General features: G+C 57.0%; 25 protein-coding genes. 13 read left to right on the top strand and 12 right to left on the bottom strand.

Annotated features, from left to right (window positions below; all coding sequences use genetic code 11):
* Positions 1–49: 49 nt before the first annotated feature.
* Positions 50–814 (top strand): DUF429 domain-containing protein, encoded by a 765-nt coding sequence (locus MRK42_RS11805; protein WP_338610060.1) that lies wholly within the window; start codon positions 50–52, stop codon positions 812–814.
* A gap of 326 nt (positions 815–1,140) precedes the next feature.
* Positions 1,141–2,004 (top strand): pyridoxal kinase PdxY, encoded by an 864-nt coding sequence (gene pdxY / locus MRK42_RS11800; protein WP_338610058.1) that lies wholly within the window; start codon positions 1,141–1,143, stop codon positions 2,002–2,004.
* Between the two features lie 45 nt (positions 2,005–2,049).
* Here the strand turns inward: pdxY and MRK42_RS11795 are convergent, their stop codons facing one another.
* The 3 genes from MRK42_RS11795 to cyaB form a co-directional block, all read right to left on the bottom strand.
* The gene (locus tag MRK42_RS11795; protein WP_042028902.1) at positions 2,050–2,556 is read right to left on the bottom strand and encodes a GNAT family N-acetyltransferase; all 507 of its coding nucleotides are present in this window, start codon (positions 2,554–2,556) and stop codon (positions 2,050–2,052) included.
* A gap of 159 nt (positions 2,557–2,715) precedes the next feature.
* Positions 2,716–3,108 carry an NUDIX domain-containing protein gene (locus MRK42_RS11790; protein ID WP_061477311.1) on the bottom strand — a complete coding sequence of 131 codons (393 nt, stop codon included), beginning with the start codon at positions 3,106–3,108 and terminating at the stop codon, positions 2,716–2,718.
* A complete protein-coding gene (gene cyaB, locus MRK42_RS11785) occupies positions 3,105–3,677 on the bottom strand; it encodes a class IV adenylate cyclase (protein WP_338612476.1) in 573 nt (190 codons plus the stop codon). Before cyaB ends, MRK42_RS11790 begins: the two co-directional genes overlap by 4 nt.
* A 351-nt stretch (positions 3,678–4,028) precedes the next feature.
* Between cyaB and MRK42_RS11780 the strand changes: the two genes are divergently transcribed.
* Together MRK42_RS11780 and MRK42_RS11775 are read left to right on the top strand one after the other, a co-directional pair.
* Positions 4,029–4,874 carry a DUF5718 family protein gene (locus MRK42_RS11780; protein ID WP_338610054.1) on the top strand — a complete coding sequence of 282 codons (846 nt, stop codon included), beginning with the start codon at positions 4,029–4,031 and terminating at the stop codon, positions 4,872–4,874.
* 99 nt (positions 4,875–4,973) lie between these two features.
* On the top strand, positions 4,974–5,447 hold the full coding sequence (locus tag MRK42_RS11775) for a GNAT family N-acetyltransferase (RefSeq protein WP_042028898.1): 474 nt from the start codon (positions 4,974–4,976) through the stop codon (positions 5,445–5,447).
* Positions 5,448–5,541: 94 nt separating this feature from the next.
* On the opposite strand, the gene MRK42_RS11770 is transcribed toward MRK42_RS11775, so the two are convergent.
* The 3 genes from MRK42_RS11770 to MRK42_RS11760 form a co-directional block, all read right to left on the bottom strand.
* Complete coding sequence (locus tag MRK42_RS11770) at positions 5,542–5,868, bottom strand: DUF4377 domain-containing protein (protein WP_338610051.1); 327 nt, start codon at positions 5,866–5,868, stop codon at positions 5,542–5,544.
* A 92-nt stretch (positions 5,869–5,960) separates the two neighbouring features.
* Positions 5,961–7,247, bottom strand: a complete 1,287-nt coding sequence (locus tag MRK42_RS11765; RefSeq protein WP_026456527.1) for a citrate synthase — start codon at positions 7,245–7,247, stop codon at positions 5,961–5,963.
* 153 nt (positions 7,248–7,400) lie between these two features.
* A complete protein-coding gene (locus MRK42_RS11760; protein ID WP_338610049.1) occupies positions 7,401–7,616 on the bottom strand; it encodes a hypothetical protein in 216 nt (71 codons plus the stop codon).
* A 64-nt stretch (positions 7,617–7,680) separates the two neighbouring features.
* Between MRK42_RS11760 and sdhC the strand changes: the two genes are divergently transcribed.
* The 8 genes from sdhC to sucD all read left to right on the top strand — a co-directional run bounded on the left by sdhC (position 7,681) and on the right by sucD (position 17,198).
* Positions 7,681–8,058, top strand: coding sequence for a succinate dehydrogenase cytochrome b556 subunit (gene sdhC, locus MRK42_RS11755; protein WP_197064530.1), 378 nt, complete (start codon positions 7,681–7,683; stop codon positions 8,056–8,058).
* Entirely contained in the window at positions 8,052–8,396 is a 345-nt protein-coding gene (gene sdhD / locus MRK42_RS11750) for a succinate dehydrogenase, hydrophobic membrane anchor protein (protein ID WP_026456529.1), read from the top strand. The genes sdhC and sdhD overlap by 7 nt, the downstream gene beginning before the upstream one ends.
* Before the next feature lies 1 nt (position 8,397).
* On the top strand, positions 8,398–10,164 hold the full coding sequence (gene sdhA / locus MRK42_RS11745) for a succinate dehydrogenase flavoprotein subunit (protein ID WP_224209773.1): 1,767 nt from the start codon (positions 8,398–8,400) through the stop codon (positions 10,162–10,164).
* 17 nt (positions 10,165–10,181) lie between these two features.
* The gene (locus MRK42_RS11740) at positions 10,182–10,898 is read left to right on the top strand and encodes a succinate dehydrogenase iron-sulfur subunit (RefSeq protein WP_026456531.1); all 717 of its coding nucleotides are present in this window, start codon (positions 10,182–10,184) and stop codon (positions 10,896–10,898) included.
* A 116-nt stretch (positions 10,899–11,014) separates the two neighbouring features.
* On the top strand, positions 11,015–13,822 hold the full coding sequence (sucA, locus tag MRK42_RS11735) for a 2-oxoglutarate dehydrogenase E1 component (protein WP_338610042.1): 2,808 nt from the start codon (positions 11,015–11,017) through the stop codon (positions 13,820–13,822).
* Between the two features lie 37 nt (positions 13,823–13,859).
* Positions 13,860–15,050, top strand: coding sequence for a 2-oxoglutarate dehydrogenase complex dihydrolipoyllysine-residue succinyltransferase (gene odhB, locus MRK42_RS11730; RefSeq protein WP_224209771.1), 1,191 nt, complete (start codon positions 13,860–13,862; stop codon positions 15,048–15,050).
* Positions 15,051–15,159: 109 nt separating this feature from the next.
* Entirely contained in the window at positions 15,160–16,326 is a 1,167-nt protein-coding gene (gene sucC / locus MRK42_RS11725; protein WP_042071523.1) for an ADP-forming succinate--CoA ligase subunit beta, read from the top strand.
* On the top strand, positions 16,326–17,198 hold the full coding sequence (gene sucD, locus MRK42_RS11720) for a succinate--CoA ligase subunit alpha (RefSeq protein WP_042028888.1): 873 nt from the start codon (positions 16,326–16,328) through the stop codon (positions 17,196–17,198). Before sucC ends, sucD begins: the two co-directional genes overlap by 1 nt.
* Before the next feature lie 234 nt (positions 17,199–17,432).
* Here sucD and MRK42_RS11715 read toward each other — a convergent pair whose 3' ends face one another.
* The 5 genes from MRK42_RS11715 to MRK42_RS11695 form a co-directional block, all read right to left on the bottom strand.
* Entirely contained in the window at positions 17,433–17,702 is a 270-nt protein-coding gene (locus MRK42_RS11715) for a hypothetical protein (RefSeq protein ID WP_338610038.1), read from the bottom strand.
* A 2-nt stretch (positions 17,703–17,704) separates the two neighbouring features.
* Positions 17,705–18,244 carry a hypothetical protein gene (locus MRK42_RS11710; RefSeq protein ID WP_338610036.1) on the bottom strand — a complete coding sequence of 180 codons (540 nt, stop codon included), beginning with the start codon at positions 18,242–18,244 and terminating at the stop codon, positions 17,705–17,707.
* A gap of 378 nt (positions 18,245–18,622) precedes the next feature.
* The gene (locus tag MRK42_RS11705; protein WP_338610034.1) at positions 18,623–19,522 is read right to left on the bottom strand and encodes a DMT family transporter; all 900 of its coding nucleotides are present in this window, start codon (positions 19,520–19,522) and stop codon (positions 18,623–18,625) included.
* A gap of 466 nt (positions 19,523–19,988) precedes the next feature.
* Positions 19,989–21,014 carry an isoaspartyl peptidase/L-asparaginase gene (locus tag MRK42_RS11700; RefSeq protein ID WP_042071518.1) on the bottom strand — a complete coding sequence of 342 codons (1,026 nt, stop codon included), beginning with the start codon at positions 21,012–21,014 and terminating at the stop codon, positions 19,989–19,991.
* A gap of 243 nt (positions 21,015–21,257) precedes the next feature.
* Positions 21,258–21,416, bottom strand: a complete 159-nt coding sequence (locus tag MRK42_RS11695) for a hypothetical protein (protein WP_338610031.1) — start codon at positions 21,414–21,416, stop codon at positions 21,258–21,260.
* Positions 21,417–21,718: 302 nt separating this feature from the next.
* Here MRK42_RS11695 and MRK42_RS11690 point away from each other — a divergent pair, with 302 nt between their 5' ends.
* The gene (locus tag MRK42_RS11690; RefSeq protein ID WP_338610029.1) at positions 21,719–22,684 is read left to right on the top strand and encodes a transglutaminase domain-containing protein; all 966 of its coding nucleotides are present in this window, start codon (positions 21,719–21,721) and stop codon (positions 22,682–22,684) included.
* Between the two features lie 424 nt (positions 22,685–23,108).
* Here MRK42_RS11690 and MRK42_RS11685 read toward each other — a convergent pair whose 3' ends face one another.
* Positions 23,109–23,633, bottom strand: a complete 525-nt coding sequence (locus MRK42_RS11685; protein WP_167335327.1) for a methyltransferase — start codon at positions 23,631–23,633, stop codon at positions 23,109–23,111.
* Between the last annotated feature and the right edge of the window lie 478 nt (positions 23,634–24,111).

The raw sequence follows: 24,111 nt of genomic DNA, 5'->3' as shown, positions 1-24,111 counted from the left end.
GCTGATTACCCTGTGCCCCTTGAACCCGCGACAGGTGAAGAGGTAACAGATGACGGCAGGGCAGATGAACGCAATCGGAATTGGCTGGGATGTGCGCGGCTGGCAGGGCAGTGCCCAGGCGGTCGCCGTGGTGGGATGGCAGGCGCAAAGCGACACCCTGCACTGGCTGGGTGTCTCGCCGCTGTTTCGTTTGAGCTCGCGGGGGGCGCCGGATCTTGCTTCCTTGCTGCGTCCGGCCCTGCAAAACGAGCTGACCCTGATGCAGGTGGAGGCCTGTTCGCACCTAGCCCTTGGCATCGATGCGCCGCTCGCCTTCCCGCGTGCGCTGGGAGATCTGCTTGCCGGCAAGCCGCTCTCCTGCGCCGTGCCGGAGCGTGAAATAGACAACCCTTACGCCTATCGCGACTGCGAGCGCTGGCTGCACCAGCAGTATGGCAAGAAGCCCCTCTCGGCCACCTTCGACCGCCTGGGCAACAACGCGACCCTGGCCCTCTCCATGCTCCCCCTCCTCGCGGATCTGCAACTGGTTCCCAAGGTGCAGGAGCGGGCCGAGCGCGCCGTGCTGGAGGTCTATCCGGCTCTGGCCAAACAGGGAGGAAAGGCCTCGGCAGCGCGCCCCGAACTGGCCGCCTTGCTGCCAGAGGGGGTGGTAGCAGGCACAGATCGTTACGACGCCGCCCTGTGCGCCCTGATGGCGCTGCAATATGCCGCCGCTGGCAGGGTGAGCCAATTGCCACCTCTGGTGATGCCACCCGCCGGGATGGCCCGCGACGAAGGCTGGGTCTATCACTTCAACACATCCTGCGCCTCATAGCGGGCAGGCTCTGATCCGCCCCGTTTTGGTGGGGAGGGCAAGTGCGCACCAGCTGGCATCATGCTGGCAGACAACGTTGACCGGACCGTTGAAATTCAGTGGCGATATTTTGCTCGTATATGCCATCAAACAAGAGATGACATTCCTCATATCAATACCTGTTAACACGAGGCAGCGTTACAGAATGTCGCTTGGCAAGTGCCAAGTTGGTCAATTCGTCTGCAGTTGACGATTTTTCTTGTTGTTCGTGCCAGAGAGTGGTGGTGCGTCACTCTCTTCATCCGATATATTGCTTTTTCTCCTGACTCTTCTGTGTGGTGGTGTCGATGAAACGCATTCTCTCAATCCAGTCCCATGTGGTGTTCGGCTGTGCCGGCAACAGCGCCGCCGTGTTTCCCATGCGTCGTCTTGGCATGGAGGTGTGGCCCATCAACACGGTGCAATTTTCCAACCACACCCAATATGCCCAGGGGTGGCAGGGGATGGCGATGCCTGCCGGCCATATCAGCGCCCTGATCGAGGGGCTTGGCAATATCGAGGTGCTAAGCCGCTGCGACGCCGTGCTGAGCGGCTATCTGGGATCGGCCGAGCAGGGGGATGAGATCCTGACTGTGGTTCGGGCCGTCAAAGCCGCCAATCCAAATGCCATCTATTTCTGCGATCCCGTGATGGGCCATCCGGAGAAGGGATGTATTGTCGCCCCCGGTGTTACCCGTTTTCTCACCGAACAGGCATTGCCGGTCGCCGACATCATGGCCCCCAATCTGCTGGAGCTGGAGACCTTGTGCGACACCCATCTGACGGATCTGGCCCAGACCCGTGCCACCGCCCATCGGTTGCTGGCCCAGGGCGTGAACATGGTGCTGGTCAAGCATCTTGGACGGGCAGCCCAAGACCCCGGCCGCTTCGAGATGCTGCTGGCCACTTCCGAGGGGGATTACCTCATTGCCCGTCCGCTCTATGAGTTTGCCCGCCAGCCGGTGGGGGTCGGGGATCTTATCAGTGCCCTGATGCTGGCCAATCTGCAGGCAGGGTTTGATGCGGTGAGTGCCTTTGAACGTACCAATGCGGCGGTGGATCGAGTGCTGCAGGAGACCTGGCGGGCCGATGCCTATGAGTTGCAACTCATTGCGGCGCAAGGCGCCTTTGCCGAGCCGGTTATCCAAGCCCGTGCCGAACGTCTGTCATGATGAGCGGGGGGAACCATTGGGTTGGCAGCACCTGATAATGCGTCGTCAGAGCGACTTGTAGAAAAAGAGGGTAGCCGCCAGGCTGCCGTCGGCACTGAGGGCAAAGTCCGGGATCTGGCCCGCCTCCTGGTAGCCCAGCTGGCGATAGAGGCGGGATGCCACATCCCCGACCCGGGTATCGAGCACCAGCAGACTGCGCTTGGCCTCGCGAGCGCCTTGTTCCATGGCGTGCATCAGGGCGCGGCCGATGCCCTTGCCACGGGCATGGGTGTGCACCATCAGCTTTTCCACCTCGGCCCTGTGCCGGCCGTTCGCCTTGCCGCAAAGTGCCAGCTGGATGGCGCCGACCGGCTGGCCTTCCTCGAGGGCAACCCACAACTTGCGCTTGCCTGCCGCCAGCTCCTCCTCAACCCCTTGCCAATAGGCGTCTCCCTGTGCCTCGCTCAGGGGAGGCAGGAATCCCACCGAGGCGCCGCTGGCCACGCAATCTTGCAGCAAAGTGATGAGGGCTGGGGCAGATCCTGTCGTGCTGTCCAGTTCAACGATATTCATGTGACGTCCTTGTCAAAAGGGGAAGCCTGCAGGCTCGCGTCGGGTCATATCCATGACAGGCGCCGTTTGGTATCAGCCATCGGCGCCATGCCTTGGTGCTATTTTCCGGGTCTGTGTCGCGTCGCCCATTCTCGGGTGTTGGGGCGCGGCAAAACGCTGTCAGCGGATCAAATGTTGCTCGGCCAGCCAGGCAAACAGCAGGCGGGAGACGGGGGAGATCTCATCGAGGTGGCGGCTGTCGAGCCAGCGCAGCTCGGCGATTTCGGCCGACGCCGTGGGGGTGCCCCTGGCCTCGCCCGTGTAGCAGCGTAGCCTGACTTCGACCCCGGCCGGCTTGCCGTCGGCCTGGGCACTGAACTCGCAGGCAAAGCGCAATGTGTCCGGCTGCAGGGTGACGGCCAGCTCCTCTTCAATTTCGCGAACAAGCGCCGCTTCATCGCTCTCTCCCGGTTCGCGCTTGCCGCCCGGGATGTAGTAGATGGATTTGCCGTGGGAGCGGGCGCAAAGCAGCTGACCCTCCTTGAAGGTCAACCAGGCGAGTTTGTCGATCATGGCAATGTGTTCTCCGGTTGAGTGGTGACTTGCTCGCACAATGTGCGATAGGAGCTGTGCTCCAGCTGGGCAGGGGAGAGGCCGAGTTGTGTCGCCAGCGCCTGCAGCTGCTGGCGATATTCGGGCAGTGCGGTCTCGTCATCGGTCATGATGGCCAGCTCGGCGAAGTCGCCGAGCCCTTCCAGATGATCCAGGGTGACGTGGAAGGGGCCGACAAAATAGATGCTGCGCCGTTTTTCAATGTTCAACACCTGCCGGTAACCCAGGGTATGCAACATGCTGACGGCCTTGTCGGTGTCGGGGATGTTGACCGCCTCGCAGCGATCCGGCTCGGGCCCTTTCACTATCCAGAGGCGGATGCCGGAGGGCTGCATGGTACGGATCACCAGGCTCTTGCCCTGTGCGGCCAGGGTGTGCTCTGGCGTATCGAAATAGCGGTCCCGCTCCCGGTTATCTTCCACCATCACCAGCGGGGTGAGGGCCGCCAGCGCCGCGCGAAAGGCGTCGCTGTCTGCCAGCCGGTATTTGAACTCGACTTCGAAGCGGCCCTGAAAATGTGCTTGTGAAATCAAGGGGTTCCTGTCGATCTGAACATGAATGACAGGCAGCCTAGCAAAGTTGGCCGACCGGCCCAAGGGGTTGGCGAACGGAATGCAGAAACACTCTGTTTCCGGTGACGGAGCCTGTTTCGATGAGAGTATCCGGAGTTTTGTGAATGAAAGGGGGTGGCGCGCTGGAGAGTCACTGCAGGCGCGTCTCTTGGCAAAGGAGTTGATGCGGGCGTAAAAAGTCGTGCTGGCGCACAGGATGGGGCCTGCGGGCTGGGCGCAGGCGGAGCCCTGTGGTTTAATCCCTGCCACTTTGGCGGTAGCCGACCCGAGTGTGACGGCGACGTTGCGTTGACATATGCAGGTGAAAGAATGCAGATAACAACACAGAACAACTTTATCGGATTGGGGGTGGCGGGTAACTTCGCCGGTCACCTGGAGCAGGCTGGTGAGGCCTCGGATTTCGTGGCCGTGGTGGTGCGCGATACCAGCGCACCCAAGGCGCTGTTTCCCTTCTATGTGCCGGGTCATCCGGGTCAGCTGGGGGTCTTCCCCTTGAGCGGCGATGCCATCTTTCTGCCACAGGCGGCGATCACCGGTGACGAGAAGGTGCAGATCGAGCCCGAAGTGGCGCTCTGGTGCGAGCTGGAGTACGCCGGAGATCAGGTGGTGGCGATCCATCCCCGTGCCTTTGGGGCCTACAACGACTGCTCCATTCGTCGCCCCAACGCCAAAAAGATCAGCGAGAAGAAGAACTGGGGAGCAGAAAGCAAGGGGCTGGCGGCCAGGCTGCTGCCCCTTTCCGGTTTTGCGGCCGGCTGCGAGCTCGATGACTACCGCATCGCCTGCTATCTGGAGCGGGACGGCGAGCTGCACGCTTATGGCGTCGACAGCGCGGCGGTGGATTACAGCTATTTCCACGGCCAGTTGCTGGAGTGGGCCATCGACAAGTTCAATCATCAGCAGGATGAGGGGCCGGCCGAGCATATCCTGGGGCTACTGGCCCAGGCGGGCCGCCCGTCCCATGCGCTCATCAGCATAGGGGCCACCCGCTATACGCCGTTTGGCGAGACCCACTTCCTTCAGCCCGGCGACACCGCCTGCGTACTGGTCTATCCGGGCAGCCGTTACGGTGAGGCCGATATTCGTGACGCGATCCGCTCCCGTCAGTTTGCTCCCGACATGTCGGTATTGTTGCAGGCAGTCAGGAGCCGCTGATCCGGGCGCGCCTTGTAGGCGATCTCCCCTGTTACGCTTGCGCGGGCATGACGGGCGCTGTCTGACATGACCTGTCGCTTACCGGAAAGGAGCTGGAGCATGGTGAACATCAGAGGCTGTACCACGGACGATCTGGCAGGCTTGCTGGATCTCTATCGGGAGCTGCGTCCCCACGATCCTCCCCTGAGTGGCGAAGGGGCGCGCACGGCCCTGGAGGCGCTGTTGGCAGATCCCCGGGTGCGGCTCATCGTGGCCGAGGTGGACGGGGAGCTGGCCGCCACTTGCCAGCTGGGGATGGTTCCGACGCTGACCAATGGGGCCAGACCGTTTGGCATCATAGAGCATGTGATCACGGCGGCCCGCTTTCGCCGCCGTGGCCTGAGCCAGAGGGTACTGGAACAGGCGCTGGCCATCGCCTGGGAGCAGGATTGCTACAAGGTGATGCTGCTGTCGGGGGAGGGGCGAGAAGGCGCTCACCGGCTCTATGAGAAGCTCGGCTTCAAGGCCGGGATCGAGCGGGGATTTGTCATCAAACAGGCGGATGTGGAGAAACAAGGCGCATTGCCCGGGTGAGGCTTGCTGACAGGTTTTTGGGGACAAAAACGGGGAGGGTAGCGATATCCTCCCCGTTTTTTACTCGGATGGTCGCCAGCGTTGCCGGCAATCCTTATTTGCTGGCTACCTTGCTGACCACCTTGATCAGCTGATAGCGCAGGGATGGGGCATCGGCCGGCACATTGGTGAGCCGCTCCTTGCTGACGGTGAGCTGGTAGCGATAGCCCGGCTCGAACTGGAAGCCTTCAATTTGCTGATAGAAGAGGGTCCAGGGTTGTTGCTCGTCGCTGCGCACCTGCATGCACTTCATCGGGCCGACCCCGACACAGTGCACCAGCTGGCTGTTGACGTAGAGTGTCTCGCCCTGGGAGGGAGCAGGGGCGCTCTGGCAGGCAGAGAGCAACAGGGCGGCAGTGACACCAAGGAACAGGGGTTTCATGACGGACTCCTTCAAATCGAAAGGGGCATTAGAACGGCAAACAAAAAGGCGGTCAATGACCGCCTTTGTAACAAGCCGTGTCGACGGGCGCCTTAACGCTGGTCGATGGGGACGAATTCCCGCTGCGGATGACCGGTATAGAGCTGACGCGGGCGACCGATCTTCTGATCATCATCCGAGTGCATCTCGTTCCAGTGGGCAATCCAGCCGATGGTACGGGAGATGGCGAAGATCACGGTGAACATGCTCATCGGGATGCCGATCGCCTTCATGATGATGCCGGAGTAGAAGTCCACGTTCGGGTAGAGCTTCTTCTCGATGAAGTAGGGGTCGGACAGCGCGATGCGCTCCAGCTCCATGGCCACGTCCAGCAGCGGATCCTTGATCTGCAGCTCGGTCAGTACCTCGTGGCAGGTTTCGCGCATCACGGTGGCACGGGGGTCGTGGTTCTTGTAGACCCGGTGACCGAAGCCCATCAGGCGGAACGGATCGTTCTTGTCTTTGGCGCGGCCGATGAACTCGGGGATGCGATCCACAGTTCCGATCTCTTCCAGCATGCGCAGGCAGGCCTCGTTGGCGCCACCGTGGGCCGGACCCCACAGGGAGGCGATACCGGCCGCGATACAGGCAAACGGGTTGGCACCGGAGGAGCCAGCCAGACGGACGGTGGAGGTAGAGGCGTTCTGCTCGTGATCAGCGTGCAGGGTGAAGATGCGATCCATGGCGCGCTCGACCACGGGGTTGACCTTGTACTCCTCGGTCGGCACACCAAACATCATGTGCAGGAAGTTGCCGGCGTAGGAGAGGGCATTGCGCGGCTGCATGAACGGCTGGCCGATGGAGTACTTGTAGCACATGGCGGCCAGAGTCGGCATCTTGGAGAGCAGACGGAAGGCACAGATCTCGCGGTGCTGCTCGTTGTTGATGTCGAGGGCATCGTGATAGAAGGAGGAGAGGGCACCGACCACACCGCACATGATGGCCATGGGGTGGGAGTCACGACGGAAGCCGCGGAAGAAGAAGGCGATCTGCTCGTGCACCATGGTATGGCGGGTCACGGTACGCTGGAAGTCGGCGAACTGGGCCTTGGTGGGCGCTTCGCCGTACAGCAGTATGTAGCAGACTTCGAGGTAGTTGGACTCTTTGGCCAACTGGGCAATGGGGAAACCACGGTGCAGCAAGACACCCTGATCCCCGTCAATGTAGGTTATGGCAGATTTGCAAGAACCGGTAGCCATAAAGCCGGGGTCAAAGGTGAAATACCCTTGAGCACCCAATTTTCTGACATCAATCACATCCGGACCGACTGTGCCGGAGAGGATCGGCAATTCGACCGGATCTTTTCCGGGCAGGTGTAGGGTGGCTATCTTATCAGCCATAGCACGTCTCCTTTGCTCTTTATAATTTGGTTCCAGTCCTACTCTATTACGACTTTCATGACGCTGGCAAAGGTTGTCACCCGTACCAAGGCCGGCTGGAGCGCCTTATTTGAAACAGAGTTCCCTATCAATGTCAATTTAGCTGAATGGCCATTACGGAATTGTTAAATTAAATATGCGATCCGGTTTGCGCTTTTGGTTTTCTTTGTAGCTAATTGATTGTCTTCGGTTAAGCCCATCGATATACTGCGCCACGTGGGTCATGGCTGCTGGTGTTTGAAACGCTTTGGCAAAGCCTGATGTGAAACCGAAAACACGATTTTTGGCTTTTTCAGAGTGTTTTGGTAACAAATAACCAACAATCACCATCCCGTGCCCTCAGGAGTGATTTAAAACAATAACTAACGTGCTCAATGGAGCTGAGTGGGCAAGCGTGAAAAATAAACAGAGACCGGTCAACCTCGACCTACAGACGATCAGCTTTCCTGTCACTGCCATTGCATCCATCCTGCACCGTGTATCAGGGGTTATCACCTTTGTTGCACTGGGCATCTTGCTGTGGATGCTTGGTACTTCACTCGCCTCTCCCGAAGGGTTTGAAACAGTGGTTGCCATTACGGACAACTTCCTGGTCAAGCTCGTGCTGTGGGGGATCCTGACTGCGCTGGCATACCACATAGTGGGCGGCCTGCGTCACTTGGTCATGGATATGGGCTATTGGGAAGAGCTGGAATCCGGCAATCAGAGCGCCCGTGTGGCCTTCGTGATCACCGCGGTTTTGGCACTATTGGCGGGAGTACTGGTATGGTAACCAATTCTGCAACCTTCGGGCGCAGCGGCGTTCACGATTACATCCTGATCCGCGCCACCGCCCTCATCATGACCTGTTATGTCCTCTACCTGGTGGGCTTTGTCGCCTTCAATGACATTACCTACGAGGTGTGGACCGGCTTTTTCGCCAACACCTTCACCAAGGTTTTCACCCTGTTGACCCTGCTGTGTGTGCTGATCCATGCCTGGATCGGTCTGTGGCAGGTGCTGACTGACTATATCAAGCCAGTGGGGCTGCGCGGTGCGCTGCAATTCGTGCTGGTGGTGGTGCTGTTTGTCTATCTGATGACGGGTTTCGTCGTGCTGTGGGGTGTGTAAGGTGACTATTCCAACTCGTGAATTTGATGCGGTCGTGATTGGTGCCGGTGGTGCCGGCATGCGCGCCGCGCTCTCGATTGCCCAATCCGGCAAGAGCTGCGCTCTGTTATCCAAGGTTTTCCCGACCCGTTCCCACACCGTTTCCGCCCAGGGCGGGATCACGGTTGCCTTGGGCAATGCCCATGACGACAACTGGCAGTGGCACATGTATGACACCGTCAAGGGTTCCGATTATATCGGTGACCAGGAAGCGATCGAATACATGTGCAAGACCGGCCCGGAAGCCATCTATGAGCTGGAGAACATGGGCCTGCCCTTCTCCCGCTTCGACAACGGCCGGGTTTACCAGCGTCCGTTTGGTGGTCAGTCCAAGAATTTCGGTGGCGAGCAGGCCGCCCGTACCGCGGCGGCTGCCGACCGTACCGGCCACGCCCTGCTGCACACCCTGTACCAGCAAAACGTCAAGAACAAGACTACCGTCTTCTCCGAGTGGTATGCGCTGGATCTGGTGAAGAACCAGGACGGCCACGTGGTGGGTTGTACCGCCATCGATATGGAGAGCGGCGAGGTCGTCTACTTCAAGGCCAAGGCCACCGTGCTGGCCACCGGCGGCGCCGGTCGCATCTACCAGTCCACCACCAACGCCCACATCAATACCGGTGACGGCGTCGGCATGGCCCTGCGTGCCGGCGTCGGCGTGCAGGACATGGAGATGTGGCAGTTCCACCCCACCGGCATCGCCGGGGCAGGGGTACTGGTGACCGAAGGGTGCCGTGGTGAAGGCGGCTATCTGCTGAACAAGGACGGCGAGCGCTTCATGGAGCGTTATGCGCCGAATGCCAAGGATCTGGCCGGTCGCGACGTGGTTGCCCGTTCCATCATGATCGAGATCCGTGAAGGCCGTGGCTGTGACGGTCCCTGGGGCCCGCACATCAAGCTCAAGCTGGATCACCTGGGCAAGGACGTACTCGAATCCCGTCTGCCGGGCATCTGCGAACTCTCCCGCACCTTCGCCCACGTGGATCCGGTCAAGGAGCCGATCCCCATCATCCCGACCTGCCACTACATGATGGGCGGCGTGCCGACCAACGTGAACGGCCAGTGCCTGACTCAGGACAAGAACGGCAACGATGTGCCGGTAGTCGGTCTGTTTGCGGTAGGCGAAATTGCCTGCGTCTCCGTACACGGCGCCAACCGTCTGGGTGGCAACTCCCTGCTGGATCTGGTGGTGTTTGGTCGCGCCGCCGGCATGCACCTGGTCAACACCCTGGGCGAGATGGAGCACGGTCGCGAGGCGTCCGAGTCTGACCTTGACGCCGCCCTGGCTCGCTTCAACCGCTGGGAAAATACCCGCAGCGGCGAAGATCCGGTGCAGATCCGCAAAGACCTGCAGCGCTGCATGCAGAACAACTTCTCCGTGTTCCGCGAAGGGGAGGCGATGGCCGAAGGCCTTGCCGAGCTGAAAGTGATCCGCGAGCGCCTCAAGTCAGCCCGTCTGGACGACACCTCCAGGGAGTTCAACACCCAGCGCATCGAGTGCCTGGAGCTGGACAACCTGATGGAGACGGCGTTTGCCACTGCGGTGGCGGCCAACTTCCGTACCGAGAGCCGTGGCGCCCACTGCCGCTTCGACTTCCCGGATCGCGACGATGAGAACTGGCTGTGCCACAGCCTCTATCATCCGGACACCGAGTCCATGACCCGTCGCGCTGTCAACATGTCTCCGAAAACCCGTGAGGCATTCCCACCCAAGGTGCGGACTTACTGATTGCGGAGCCAAACAAGATGAACGTCACTTTCTCTGTCTACAGATACAATCCGGATGTTGATAACGTCCCCCATATGAAGGAATATCGTCTTGATATTCCTGAAGGTTCCGACATGATGGTGCTCGATGCACTGATCCAGCTCAAGGAGCTGGATCCCACGCTCGCCTTCCGCCGCTCCTGCCGCGAAGGGGTCTGTGGATCTGATGGCATCAACATGAATGGCAAGAACGGTCTTGCCTGCATCACCCCGCTCTCCGATCTGCTGAAGAAGGGCAATACGGTGGTCATCCGCCCCTTGCCCGGCCTGCCGGTGATCCGTGATCTGGTGATCGACATGACCCAGTTCTACACCCAGTGGGAGAAGGTCAAACCCTTCCTCATCAACGATGACAAGTTGCCGCCCGTGCGTGAGCACCTGCAATCCCCCGAAGAGCGCGCCAAGCTGGACGGCCTGTACGAGTGCATACTCTGTGCCTGCTGCTCCACCTCTTGCCCCTCCTTCTGGTGGAATCCCGACAAGTTCATCGGTCCGGCCGGGTTGCTCGCCGCCTATCGCTGGCTGGCAGACAGCCGCGACACCGCGACCACCGAGCGACTGGGTAATCTGGACGACGCCTTCAGCGTGTTCCGCTGCCACGGCATCATGAACTGCGTGAACGTCTGTCCCAAAGGCTTGAATCCGACCAAGGCCATCGGTCAGATCAAGTCGATGTTGCTCAATCGGGCTGTTTAGTATCCGGGCCAGCCAAGCACTGGCCCGACTTCTGGATAGCCATCCTGACCGTGTAAGGGATGGCTATTTAAACCCTACAAGCTGCTGCGCAGTAACAAGAAGTACAAGGGATAGAAATGCATAACGGCGTGATGAAGGCCTGGTTGGAGTCATCTCACCTGGCTGGTGCGAATGCAAGCTATATTGAGGATTTGTACGAATCCTTCCTGGAAAACCCCGAATCCGTATCCGATGAGTGGCGCAGCCTGTTCCAGGACCTGCCGCAAGTCAATGGCCATGCGGTTGAACAACCCCACTCCCAGGTCCGCGATTATTTCCGTCGTCTGGCCAAGGACGCTTCCCGTTTCAGTGCCCCCGTCTCCGATCCCCAGGTGGATGCAAAGCAGGTGCGGGTGCTGCAACTGATCAACGCCTTCCGTTTCCGCGGTCACCAGAACGCCAACCTCGACCCCCTGGGTCTGTGGCAGCGCGAGCCCGTTGCCGAACTGGATCCGGCCTTCCACAACCTGCAGGGCGCAGACATGGAGGCCACCTTCAACGTGGGCTCCTACGCCATCGGTCCCGAGACCATGGTGCTCTCCGATCTCTACGCCTCGCTGAAGAAGACTTACTGCGGCTCCATCGGTGCCGACTACATGCACCTCACCTCGACTGAAGAGAAACGCTGGCTGCAACAGCGTCTCGAATCCATCGAAGGGACGGGGAGCTACACCCTCGAAGAGAAGACCCGCTTCCTCGAGAGCCTGACCGCCGCCGAAGGGCTGGAAAAATACCTGGGGGCCAAGTTCCCCGGTGCCAAGCGTTTCTCCCTAGAGGGGGGCGATGCCATGGTGCCCATGCTCAAAGAATTGATCCGCCGCGCCGGTGAGCAGGGCTGCAAAGAGGCCGTCATCGGCATGGCCCACCGTGGTCGCCTGAACGTACTCATCAACGTGCTGGGCAAACGTGCCCAGGAACTGTTCGACGAGTTTGCCGGCAAGCACGGTGAATCCTGGGGCACCGGCGATGTGAAGTACCACATGGGCTTCTCGTCCGACTTCGCCACTCCGGGTGGTAACGTCCACCTGGCGCTCGCCTTCAACCCGTCTCACCTCGAGATCGTCAACCCCGTGGTCATCGGCTCCGTGCGTGCTCGTATGGATCGCCGTGGTGACAAGGATGGCTCGACCGTGCTGCCCATCACCATCCACGGTGACTCCGCCATGGCCGGTCAGGGCGTGGTGGCCGAGACCTTCAACATGTCCCAGACCCGTGCCTATGGCGTGGGCGGGACAGTGCGCATCGTCATCAACAACCAGGTAGGCTTCACCACCTCCTATCACCGCGATCTGCGCTCCACCGAATATTGCACCGACATCGCCAAGGCCGTTCAGGCACCCGTACTGCACGTCAACGGGGATGATCCGGAAGCCGTGGTGCTGGTGACCCAGATTGCCCTGGATTATCGCAACACCTTCAAGCGCGACGTGGTGATCGAGCTGGTCTGCTACCGTCGTCACGGCCACAACGAGGCAGACGAGCCGAGCGCGACCCAGCCCTTGATGTACCAGAAGATCAAGCAGCACCCGACCCCGCGCAAGATCTACGCCGATCAGCTGGTGGCGGAAGGGAGCATCACCCAGGAGCTGGCCACTACCCTGGTCAACGACTACCGCGACACTCTGGATCGGGGCGAGCGGGTGAGCAAGGAGTGGCGCCCGATGGAGTTGCACTCCGTCGACTGGACGCCCTACCTCGGTCACGACTGGAATATGCCCTATGACAGCACAGTGCCGATGGATCACTTGAAGGCCCTCGGCGAGCGGGTGAGCCAGTATCCGGCGACCCATGTGCTGCAGCGCCAGGTCGAGAAGATTTACGAAGACCGTCGACTGATGGCCGCCGGCGAGAAACTGCTGGACTGGGGCTTTGCCGAAACCCTGGCTTACGCCACCCTGGTGGACAAGGGCTCCCGCATCCGCTTCACCGGTGAAGACTCCGGCCGTGGCACCTTCTTCCACCGTCACGCCGTGCTGCACAACCAGACCGATGCCAGCACCTACACTCCGCTGTGCAACCTGCACGACGAGCAGGGGCCGTTCGAGATTTACGACTCCGTACTGACCGAAAACGCGGTGCTGGCCTTTGAATATGGCTACGCCAGCGCCGAGCCGGCTGGTCTCACCATCTGGGAAGCCCAGTTCGGCGATTTTGCCAACTGTGCCCAGGTCGTGGTCGACCAGTTCCTCTCCTCCGGCGAGCAGAAGTGGGGGCGGATGTGCGGTCTGACCATGCTGCTGCCCCACGGTTACGAGGGCCAGGGCCCGGAGCACTCCTCCGCCCGTCTCGAGCGCTATCTGCAGATGTGTGCCCAGCACAACATGCAGGTGTGCGTGCCGTCTACCCCGGCTCAGGTGTTCCACATGCTGCGCCGCCAGGTGGTGCGCCCGATGCGCCGTCCGCTCATCGTGATGACGCCCAAATCCCTGCTGCGCCACCCGCTGGCGGTGAGCAAGCTCGAAGAGCTGGCCGAAGGCACCTTCCGGAACGCCATCGGCGAGATCGATGCGCTGGATCCGAAAGGGGTCAAGCGCGTGGTGTTCTGCTCCGGCAAGGTTTACTACGACCTGCTCGATGCCCGTCGCAAGGCGGAGCAGCAGGACGTGGCCCTGGTGCGCATTGAGCAGCTCTACCCCTTCCCGGAAGAGGAAGTGCGCGCCATCCTGGCCGACTACAGCCATGTCACCGATTTTGTCTGGTGTCAGGAAGAGCCGCAGAACCAGGGTGCCTGGTACTGCACCCGTCATCACTACGACAGCGTGCTGCCAAGCCATGCCCGTCTGCGTTATGCCGGTCGTCCGGCCTCGGCCTCACCCGCCGTCGGTTACATGTCCGTCCACGCCAAGCAGCAGAAAGCCTTGGTGGAAGATGCCCTTACCCTGTAATAAGCCTCTGGCATAGAAGTAAAAAGGAACTGATTAGATGACTATCGAGATCAAGGTACCGGACCTGCCGGAATCAGTGGCAGATGCCACCATCGCCACCTGGCACAAGAAGCCCGGTGATCTGGTTGCCCGTGATGAAGTGCTGGTTGACATCGAAACCGACAAGGTGGTGCTGGAAGTGCCGGCACCGCAAGCCGGTGTGCTGGGGGATATTCTGGAAGCGGAAGGGGCGACCGTACTCTCCCGCCAGCTGATCGCCATGCTCAAGCCGGCTCCCGTGGCCGGTGAAGAGACTGCCGAGAAGCCGGTGGAAGTGGTGGCCGATGACGCCGTAGAGGGCTTGAGCCCCTCCGTGCGCCGCCTGATCGGCGAGCACGACATCGATGTCGCCAAGCTGTCCGGCACCGGCAAGGGTGGTCGCATCACCAAGGAAGACGTGGAAGCCTACATCAAAGGGCTGAGCAAGGCGGCTGCCGCTGCCCCGGTCGCCACTGCGGCGCCGGCCGCGCCGGTGGCCCCGCTGGCCGGTCGCAGCGAGAAGCGCGTGCCCATGACCCGTCTGCGCAAGCGCATCGCCGAGCGTCTGCTGGAGGCCAAGAACACCACCGCCATGCTGACTACCTTCAACGAGATCAACATGGCGCCCATCATGAAGCTGCGCAAGCAGTACGGCGAGATCTTCGAGAAGAAGCACGGCATCAAGCTCGGCTTCATGTCCTTCTACGTCAAGGCGGTCGTGGAGTCCCTCAAGCGCTATCCGGAAGTGAACGCCGGGCTGGATGGTGACGACATCGTCTACCACAACTACTTCGATGTGAGCATCGCCGTCTCCACCCCCCGTGGTCTGGTGACCCCGGTGCTGCGCGACTGCGACAGCATGAGCCTGGCGGACATCGAGAAGGCCATCAAGGATCTGGCCGGCAAGGGCCGCGACGGCAAGCTGACCGTGGATGAGCTGACTGGCGGCAACTTCACCATCACCAACGGTGGTGTGTTTGGCTCCCTGATGTCCACCCCGATCATCAACCCGCCCCAGAGCGCCATTCTGGGCATGCACAAGATCCAGGACCGTCCCATGGCCGTCGACGGCAAGGTCGAGATCCTGCCGATGATGTACCTGGCGCTCTCCTACGATCACCGTCTCATCGACGGCCGCGAGTCAGTCGGCTTCCTGGTCTCCGTCAAGGAGCTGCTGGAAGACCCGACCCGTCTGCTGCTGGACGTCTGAGTCAACCCGAGCGTAAGAAAGATAACAAGGGGCCCTTGAGGCCCCCCATACAGGGGATTGAGAAACCTCTGCCCCGGACGGAAATACCTACAACACGGATAGAGCATCTATGAATCTGCATGAATATCAGGCAAAACAGCTGTTTGCCGAGTATGGCCTGCCGGTCTCCGAAGGTTATGCCTGTGCTACCCCGCAGGAAGCGGCCGAAGCGGCCGACAAGATTGGCGGTAACACCTGGGTCGTCAAGTGCCAGGTCCACGCCGGTGGTCGCGGCAAAGCGGGCGGCGTCAAGCTCGCCAAGAGCAAGGACGAGATCCGTGCCTTCGCCCAGCAGTGGCTTGGCAAGAACCTGGTGACCTACCAGACCGATGCCAACGGCCAGCCGGTCACCAAGATCCTGGTGGAGTCCTGCACCGACATCGCCAAGGAGCTGTATCTCGGCGCCGTGGTCGATCGTGGTAGCCGCCGCGTGGTCTTCATGGCCTCTACCGAAGGTGGCGTGGAGATTGAAAAAGTCGCCCACGAAACCCCGGAACTCATTCACAAGGCCACCCTGGATCCGCTGGTGGGCCCGCAGCCCTACCAGGCTCGCGAACTGGCCTTCAAACTCGGTCTGGTCGGTGATCAGATCAAGCAGTTCACCAAAATTTTCATGGGCCTGGGCCAGATGTTCCTGGATTGCGACTTCGCATTGCTGGAAATCAACCCCCTGGTCATCACCGACAAGGGCAACCTGCATTGCCTGGACGGCAAGATCAACATCGACGCCAACGCCCTCTATCGCCAGCCCAAGCTGCGCGAGATGCACGATCCGTCTCAGGATGACCCCCGCGAAGCGCACGCCGCCCAGTGGGAGCTGAACTATGTGGCCCTCGATGGCAACATCGGCTGCATGGTCAATGGCGCGGGTCTGGCCATGGGTACCATGGACATCGTCAACCTGCACGGCGGCTCTCCCGCCAACTTCCTGGACGTGGGCGGTGGCGCCACCAAGGAGCGGGTGACCGAAGCGTTCAAGATCATCCTCTCCGACAGCAACGTCAAAGCCGTACTGGTCAACATCTTCGGTGGCATCGTGCGCTGTGACATGATCGCCGAAGGCATCATCGGCGCCGTGAAGGAAGTGGGGGTCAAGGTCCCCGTGGTAGTGCGCCTGGAGGGTAACAACGCCGAGCTGGGTGGTATCAAGCTGGCCGAGAGCGGCCTCAACATCATTGCGGCCAAGAGTCTGACCGATGCCGCGCAGCAAGTCGTCAAAGCAGCGGAGGCCAACTGATGAGCGTTCTGATCAATAAAGATACCAAGGTGATCTGCCAGGGCTTTACCGGCGGTCAGGGTACCTTCCACTCCGAACAGGCCATCGCTTACGGCACCCAGATGGTTGGCGGCGTCTCCCCGGGCAAGGGTGGCACCACCCACCTGGGCCTGCCGGTGTTCAACACCGTTCGTGACGCCGTGGAAGCCACCGGCGCCACCGCCTCCGTCATCTATGTCCCGGCGCCGTTCTGCAAGGACGCCATCCTGGAAGCCATAGACGCCGGCATCAAGCTGATCGTCACCATCACCGAAGGCATCCCGACCCTGGATATGCTGGACGTGAAAGTGAAGCTGCAGGAAACCGGCGTGCGGATGATCGGCCCGAACTGCCCCGGCGTCATCACCCCGGGCGAGTGCAAGATCGGCATCATGCCTGGCCACATCCACAAGCCGGGCAAGGTGGGCATCGTGTCGCGCTCCGGCACCCTGACCTACGAAGCGGTCAAGCAGACCACTGACGAAGGTTTTGGCCAGTCCACCTGCGTCGGTATCGGTGGCGACCCCATCCCGGGCTCCAACTTTATCGACATCCTGGAGATGTTCCAGAATGACCCGCAGACCGAAGCTATCGTGATGATCGGCGAGATCGGCGGTAACGCCGAGGAAGACGCGGCCGCCTATATCAAGGCCCACGTCACCAAGCCGGTGGTCTCCTATATCGCGGGTGTCACCGCGCCTCCCGGCAAGCGCATGGGCCACGCCGGCGCCATCATCTCCGGTGGCAAGGGTACCGCCGCCGAGAAGTTTGCCGCTCTGGAAGATGCTGGTGTCAAAACCGTGCGCTCCCTGGCCGATATCGGCAAAGCCCTGCGTGAAGTAACCGGCTGGTAATTCCTTATCGCCCGTTATCTCTAATAAAAATGCCGCCTTAGGGCGGCTTTTTTTATGGCGTTTAAACGTTGGGCTTCACTTCGTTTAGCGCCAACCTACATTATTTCCCGCGTTGTAGGTTGGTGCTGAGCTTGTGAAGCCCAACATATGAGATGGCTGCGTACGTCCGAATACGCTTCGCAATTATAATCTACATTTCATTACATGTATTGTCAGTGTTTAATGAACGTTAAATTACTTTATTTTTATAAACTTACTGTTCTTAAATGATTTGGCTATGTCCGCTTTCATTTTATCTATTAACTCTTCTGCATAATCTTGAGCCATCAAAAATCCTTTTGATTTTGCTGTAATCAATAAGGAGGTAACATCATTTTCTCTACCACAATTAGCACATACAACAAAACTATGGCAGGGGGGTGTGTAATTAGAATAAGGTATGGCAAACTGTTCAGAGTGACAGAAAGTACAGCGTAACTTAATTGTTTTTTGTAGATCATCCATAATTAAATAAATCCAGTTAGTGAGCCAGCAACCCCTCCAACTATGGAGCTAACAAGGGGGTGTTCGAGAAATTTAGCAAGCCGCTTTTTCGCTTCGTTCTTTTCTTCAGTTGAAGCTTGAGAATTCTCAATGTCTTGAATTAATTGGTTGAAGACTTGGTTTATATTTTGAGTGTTTCCATTTCCAATTTGAGAGGGTGCATTAACATTTAATGTCGATATTTGCATGTTCGCACCTAACTCATATGAGCGATCTTTACCATGTTTAACAGATATAGCTCTACTTTGACCTTCCTCTGTTAATCTAATATGTGAGAAATTACCCATAGTCTTTCTCATAAGACCACGAGAGTTGCAGATGTTTATGATCTTGAAAAGGTGCTCCCCTGACCAATGTAAGAGTTTGTCAACAGCAATACGATCGGTTTCATTCTCGTTGAATCCAAATTCGACAGTCTTTATAGTCTCTCCCAAACTCTCCATATCATCATTCATATAGGTTAACAAAGCATCAATGTCAGATTGTATTTTTTCTGCGTCCATATTTTACCCTTGCTGTTAAGTATGAAGTGATATATTCATTAGAAATAGTTAGTAGGTTCGATTAGCGAAGCATAATCGAATATTCATAATTTTTGAAAATGACCTATCAAGCCAATTCACTTTCGTGAGGAAAGTCGCAATCCAACACGATTTTTTCTACTAATACATTTATTTTTAGTAGGGGGATGTTAACCAACAGGGGAAGGGGCGTACAACCGGAGGTGAGCAAAAATGGGTCAACGATCAATAAATAGTTTCAGGCCACAAAATGCCGGCCCGCGGGTCGGCACTGTTGATGGTGGACCAAGGGCCGTGGGGTTCGAATAGCGCAGCGTATTCGGACGCTCGAGGTGAGTAATATCATACCCCGCCTGATAGTCAGTTTGCTCCTTGCTTTACGCTAATGGTCTTGGGGTTTTCACGTTTGGGTTTGATCAGCTGGTAGATGCCGCCAGCCAGCGGCAGGATAAAAAGCAGGGAATAGGGGGAGAGGCTGCGCCCGGTGACCACCGCTTCCAGCGCCACGGCAATCACCGGAAAAATCAGAAAGCAGAGCGAGGCCTTGAACGGGGAGACCAGGGCATTGAGCCTGAAATACGCGACTATCCCCCCGACCCCAGCGATGCTGCCAAGATAAAGGACGGCGAGCAGGGAGGAGAGCTGCATATCGGCGAATACCAAGGGTTCTGTCACCAAACCGGCCATCAGCAACAAGAGGGAGGCAATTCCGCTGGGGATGGCGCTAAAGGTGAGCACATGAATATGGCCAAGCCGGTGTTGCTTCAATATATAGATGATTGCATGCAGCAGCACGGCGCTTGTGAGCAGCACAATGCCAATGAGATAGTTGCTACCCGAGATATCCGACTCTATCGAGATAATACTGACGAGGCTCAACAAGGTTACCAGCAGGGCCAGGATCTGGCGCAGGCTGAAATGCTGCTTTGTGATGAAGTACGAGAGCAGCATGATGGCGATCGGCATATAGCTGAAAATAATGGCAGCAAGACCCGATGAAATATATTTTTCTCCCTCCAGCATAAACCAGAACGGAATGGCAAAATAGAAGAGGGCAACGATCGGCATATAATGCCGCTTCCCCCTAGGAAACAGCAGTGGCACATTATCCTTGCACGCGATAAGTATCAACAAGGGAGACATCACCATAAAACGCAGTGCGGTAGCCGTTAACGAGGGGATAGATTGTCCCGCAATGGCCATCGCAAGCCAGGTGGTGCCCCAGATCAAACAGACAGAAATAAATAACGTTTTCTTCATATAATGCCTGCCCTCTATAGGAATTTTTAAAATGCAGAGAGAAGGCTAAACCTTTGGCTATACTCCAAGGTCAATCTCAATATTGTGACAAGTTGTGATAGTCTGTGGTTAGCTGTGACAATGATCGGAAACCGGCATCGCTATTTTCCGGGCACGAAGAGATGGCAGATAATTAAATAGTCGATGGCGACCAATAGTGACGTGATGCGAAACGAGTTCATTGACTTATTATTATCCCTGATAATGAGACCAGAGCGACAAATGCCGACCATCAGGTCGGCACGCTTTATGGTTGTGATAAACGCCTGTCTATCGGCATAGCGGGGCAGGGGGTCTTGGATCAGCCTGTATCGTCAGCATGCATCGAAAACCGTGAGGTTCTCACTTTTTGACGGTGAATGACCTGCGGCACCTGGCTTGAGGTTGCATTGTGTCCGCAAGTCACTCTCAAGGTGTGATAACCAAATCACTCCCCAAACAGCGCAATCTCTTTTTTGCCATCGTTGCCAATCGCACCACGATACATGCCGACCGTATTAAAGAGCATGGTGTAGTTGCCTTTGGCATCCAGCACAATGACTCCGCCACTGCCATCAATGGCTTTCACTTCATTGAGCGCATTGGCTGCCGCTGTTGCCAGAGGGGCTTTGTTGTATTTCACCTGTGAGGCGATATTGTACGCCGTTGCGGTGCGGATAAACTTCTCGCCACTCCCTGTGGCTGATACGGCCACCGTATTGTTGTCCGCGTAGGTGCCTGCCCCAATCAGCGGAGAATCGCCAACCCGGCCATAACGCTTGTTGGTCATGCCGCCGGTCGATGTACCCGCCGCCAGATTGCCCTCTTTATCCAGAGCGACGGCCCCCACGGTTCCAAATTTGTAGTCATACATCAGCGGATCGTAGGTGTAAGCCGATTTGCCATCGTGATCCAGCACCACCTGCTCTTTTTTAATGGCCTCTTGCAATTGCTGCCAGCGATAGTCAGTGCGGAAATAGGCGGGTTCAACCGTCTCCAACCCTTCTTGCTTCAGGAATACCTCTGCGCCTTTGGACACCATCAACACATGGGGGCTGCGCGTCATGACGGTATAAGCGGCATTGATCGGATTTTTAATGGTGGTCACGCCAGCCACCGCGCCTGCCGCCAAGGTTTTACCATCCATGATGGATGCATCCAGCTCGTTACGACCATCATGGGTAAAGACAGCGCCTTTACCGGCATTAAACAGCGGCGAGTCTTCCATCACGTTGATGGCCCGCTGCACCGCCTCCAGACTGGCACCGCCGCTTTCCAGCACTTTGTAACCCGCCTGCAATGCTTCATCCAATTTGGCTTTGTATTCGGCCTCCTGTTGCGGCGTAATGGTCGCTTTGGCAATCGTGCCGGCGCCGCCGTGGATCACCAGGCGAATGGGTGGCTCGGAAGCCAGTGTTGCTGCAGAAAATAAGGAGGTTGCCAGCAAGGCAGACGTGAGTAACGAAAGTTTCATTGCGCATCCTTGTATGTTTTATTGGTTGGAAAGAAAACATGGAATTAAAGCAGTGCACCCGAGATATATGATGTAACTCGTATGCCTTATTTCCCCATAGATGTGGCTCGTATACTTCTATTCACCCATAAAAACTAAAAACGGCCACTCTGGCCAGCCACTATCGATATACAACGACCAATATAATGATCAGGCAGTCTCATATTTTGAAGGGGCCAACCCCTTATGAACCCATATCCTGGTTTAATCAACCATGTCTCCAATCCATCCTGTATCGCCACTTAAGATCGCCAAGAGAAAGAACATGACCCTGTATGGCTGGGAGGCCGAAATAAAAGCAAACAGGCGGGCAAAATACGGCACAGAACGAATGGGGCCCGCCCGGAAATTGACGACGGTCATGCAACGCTCTGTGCGACAATTTCTGGAAGTTCGGATCGTGTGCAACACATACCACCCAGTCTGTCATGCCCAAAACAAGATCGATGATGGATGACAGCAACATTGACTGCGCAACCAATAGGGGAGTGGCAGCAGGGTAGGCAGCGGGACGCCAGCCCTTGTGACAAGTGGATACCGATTGCTTTTTTACCTTGTATGTGATAGCGACATCTTTGGAGAGAGGTGGTTGCGATTGAATTGACGGGGGCGCGTTGTCAGCCTCTTGGCAAGGCGCAGGACGATATTTTGGGGGAGAGGGAAGAATGAAAAAAATGACATTCATTAGTATTTTTATATTTTCCAGCTTTGTTTTTGCGCAAGAACCATATTTAAGCAAAAGCAATCCAAGAACTTACACGGTAACAGTGAGTGTAAATACAAAAAACAATGGTCTTGCCTTATCGGATTTAATAGTCAATATACCGCTACCACTGCAAAATAGAGTTCAGGATGTCAAGTATATCCAAACAAACAATGGGGTAGTAATTAATGATGGCGAGTTGCGTTACGCATCCTTTGTCTATGATGAAAAAAGCTCGCCGAAAAACGGAGAGAATATATTGTCTGCGGTATCTTATCAGGTGACAACCTATGATCAATTTTATGATCTACTAAAGATAAAAAAGATAGAACCATACAATAAAAAGGGGGCTGATTTTATTAATTACACAAGGGATAATTTACCATATATCAATCTGTCAAATAAGAAACTGCAAGCCATATCAAATAAACTATGGGAAAAGAGTCAGGCAGATATCTTGACTTATGCTCGAATGGCGTACGAGTATGTTCCGCTTAATTTTAGCTATATAAATGCTAATACGGGATTACATCCCTTAAATGAAGTTATGGATTCTGGTGGTGGTGATTGTGGAAACTTGTCGAGTATATATATTACGTTACTCAGGATAATGCAAATTCCCGCCAGACATGTTGTGGCTATTCGGGCTGACAATACATTCCATGCGTGGTCTGAATTTTATCTTGAGAATATTGGCTGGATACCTGTAGATGTCACATTCAAACAGATATACCCTAACAAGGATTATTTTGGCAAAATGGATAAAGAATCAAACGGAATAGCTTTAAATAAAGATGTCAATTTTTCTTTGGTAGTCGGGAATAAAGGGCGGTTTAATATGGGTTTATTCCAGCGATATGGCTATTGGTACTGGTCATCCGGGTTGGGCTCTCTTGACAGTAAATTCAAGATCACTGAAACAGAGTAGGGGGTAAGCTCATCTAGCGCCGCATATATTTTTCGTAGTCTCAGTACTTGTTGCATAGAATAATTGACTCGTTCACGCGTGAAGATATGACAGGTGAATGATGAATCCCCCATGGCTTAGCGAGGTGTTATATTCAATTTGTTCGAGAGATTTTCAGACACTGAATTTATGAAATACGGAAAAATTCCACCTTTGGCCTTGGCCACATCGAAGCTGAGATAGCGTCTGACAATCAAGCATCAGTGCGGATATTAGTCAGGCTTGGCCTCTATCGGGAGGGACGTGGCATATTGGCAGCCGCAACCCTTTATGTCGCAGGTTGGACTTGATGCCGGTGTTGCCACGGTCGCCTACTGGCATAAGCAACCTGAGCCGTTCGCAGTGGCAGAACCAGCATCAAGTCCAAGGTGTGATTGCAAGCCGGCTATTTCCCTTCAGGGGAGCCGAAGCTGCATTGATAGACCCAGGCTGGCGGCATATTGAGCCAGACACGGCGGCGTTGCCAGTCAAAGTGATGGGACAGTTCGCGCTCTATCTGCGAGGTGTACTGGAACTGGATAAAGTACCCCCCTGGATGCAGGGATGCCTTGACCCGGGCCAGCACAGCCTGCCGCTGGGCGGGCGTAAATGCCAGCAGGGGCAAGCCGGAGAAGATCACCTCATAGGATTTGTTCAGCTGTTGGGCGGGTTGCATGCAGACCTCCAGCCTGGGATCCGGGATGGTTTCCAGCACAGAGATAAAGCCTGGGTGGATCTCGTAGGCATCGAGCCTGGCATTGTCAGGCAGCGCCTGTAACAGCGTACGGGTGAGCACCCCGGTCCCCGCACCCAGCTCCGCCACATACCTGGCCCGTTGCAGATCAATGCCTGCCATCATGCCGTCGCAGAGCCACTGGGAGGATGGCCAGACAGCCCCTACGTCCCGGGGTGAGCGAACGAACTGCTTCATAAAGGACAGCGATGAGCGCGCGTGCCTCACGTATTTCTTCATGGATCTCATGGCCCCTTCCTCCAGGATACGAGGCGTGGCAACACTCCCCACAAGCACAACACGCCTATCCCCCAAACCACCCACAGCAGGGCAGAAGCAAATGGCAGCAGCATCGGGTAAATCTCCATCGCCCAGCTGACCCACTGAGTTGGGATAGGTAACCCTCCCTCAGGCCAAAACGTCGCCGTAGTACTTGCCAGCTCCCCTGACTCGAGACTTGCCACCTTGTCCAGCGCGGCAGACACCCATTGAGGCAGAACTTGTAGCAGCCAGTAAATCCCCCAAATGAGCCCACTCCATAGCGTGACCAAGGTTATTTTCCACACATTGTTCATTGCTCCTCCAGATCTCGAATAGGGTGGGATATGGCCCTGTATGGCTTAGGGCGCGTGAGAGAAGCTAAACGTTGGAGCTATATCCAATGTCAAGGGAGAGT

Origin of the sequence: Aeromonas sp. 19NY04SH05-1 (assembly GCF_040581895.1) — a bacterium.
Taxonomy (GTDB): domain Bacteria; phylum Pseudomonadota; class Gammaproteobacteria; order Enterobacterales; family Aeromonadaceae; genus Aeromonas; species Aeromonas enteropelogenes.
The sequence above is the reverse complement of the archived record's forward strand: the minus strand, read 5'-3'. Positions and strand labels throughout refer to the sequence as shown.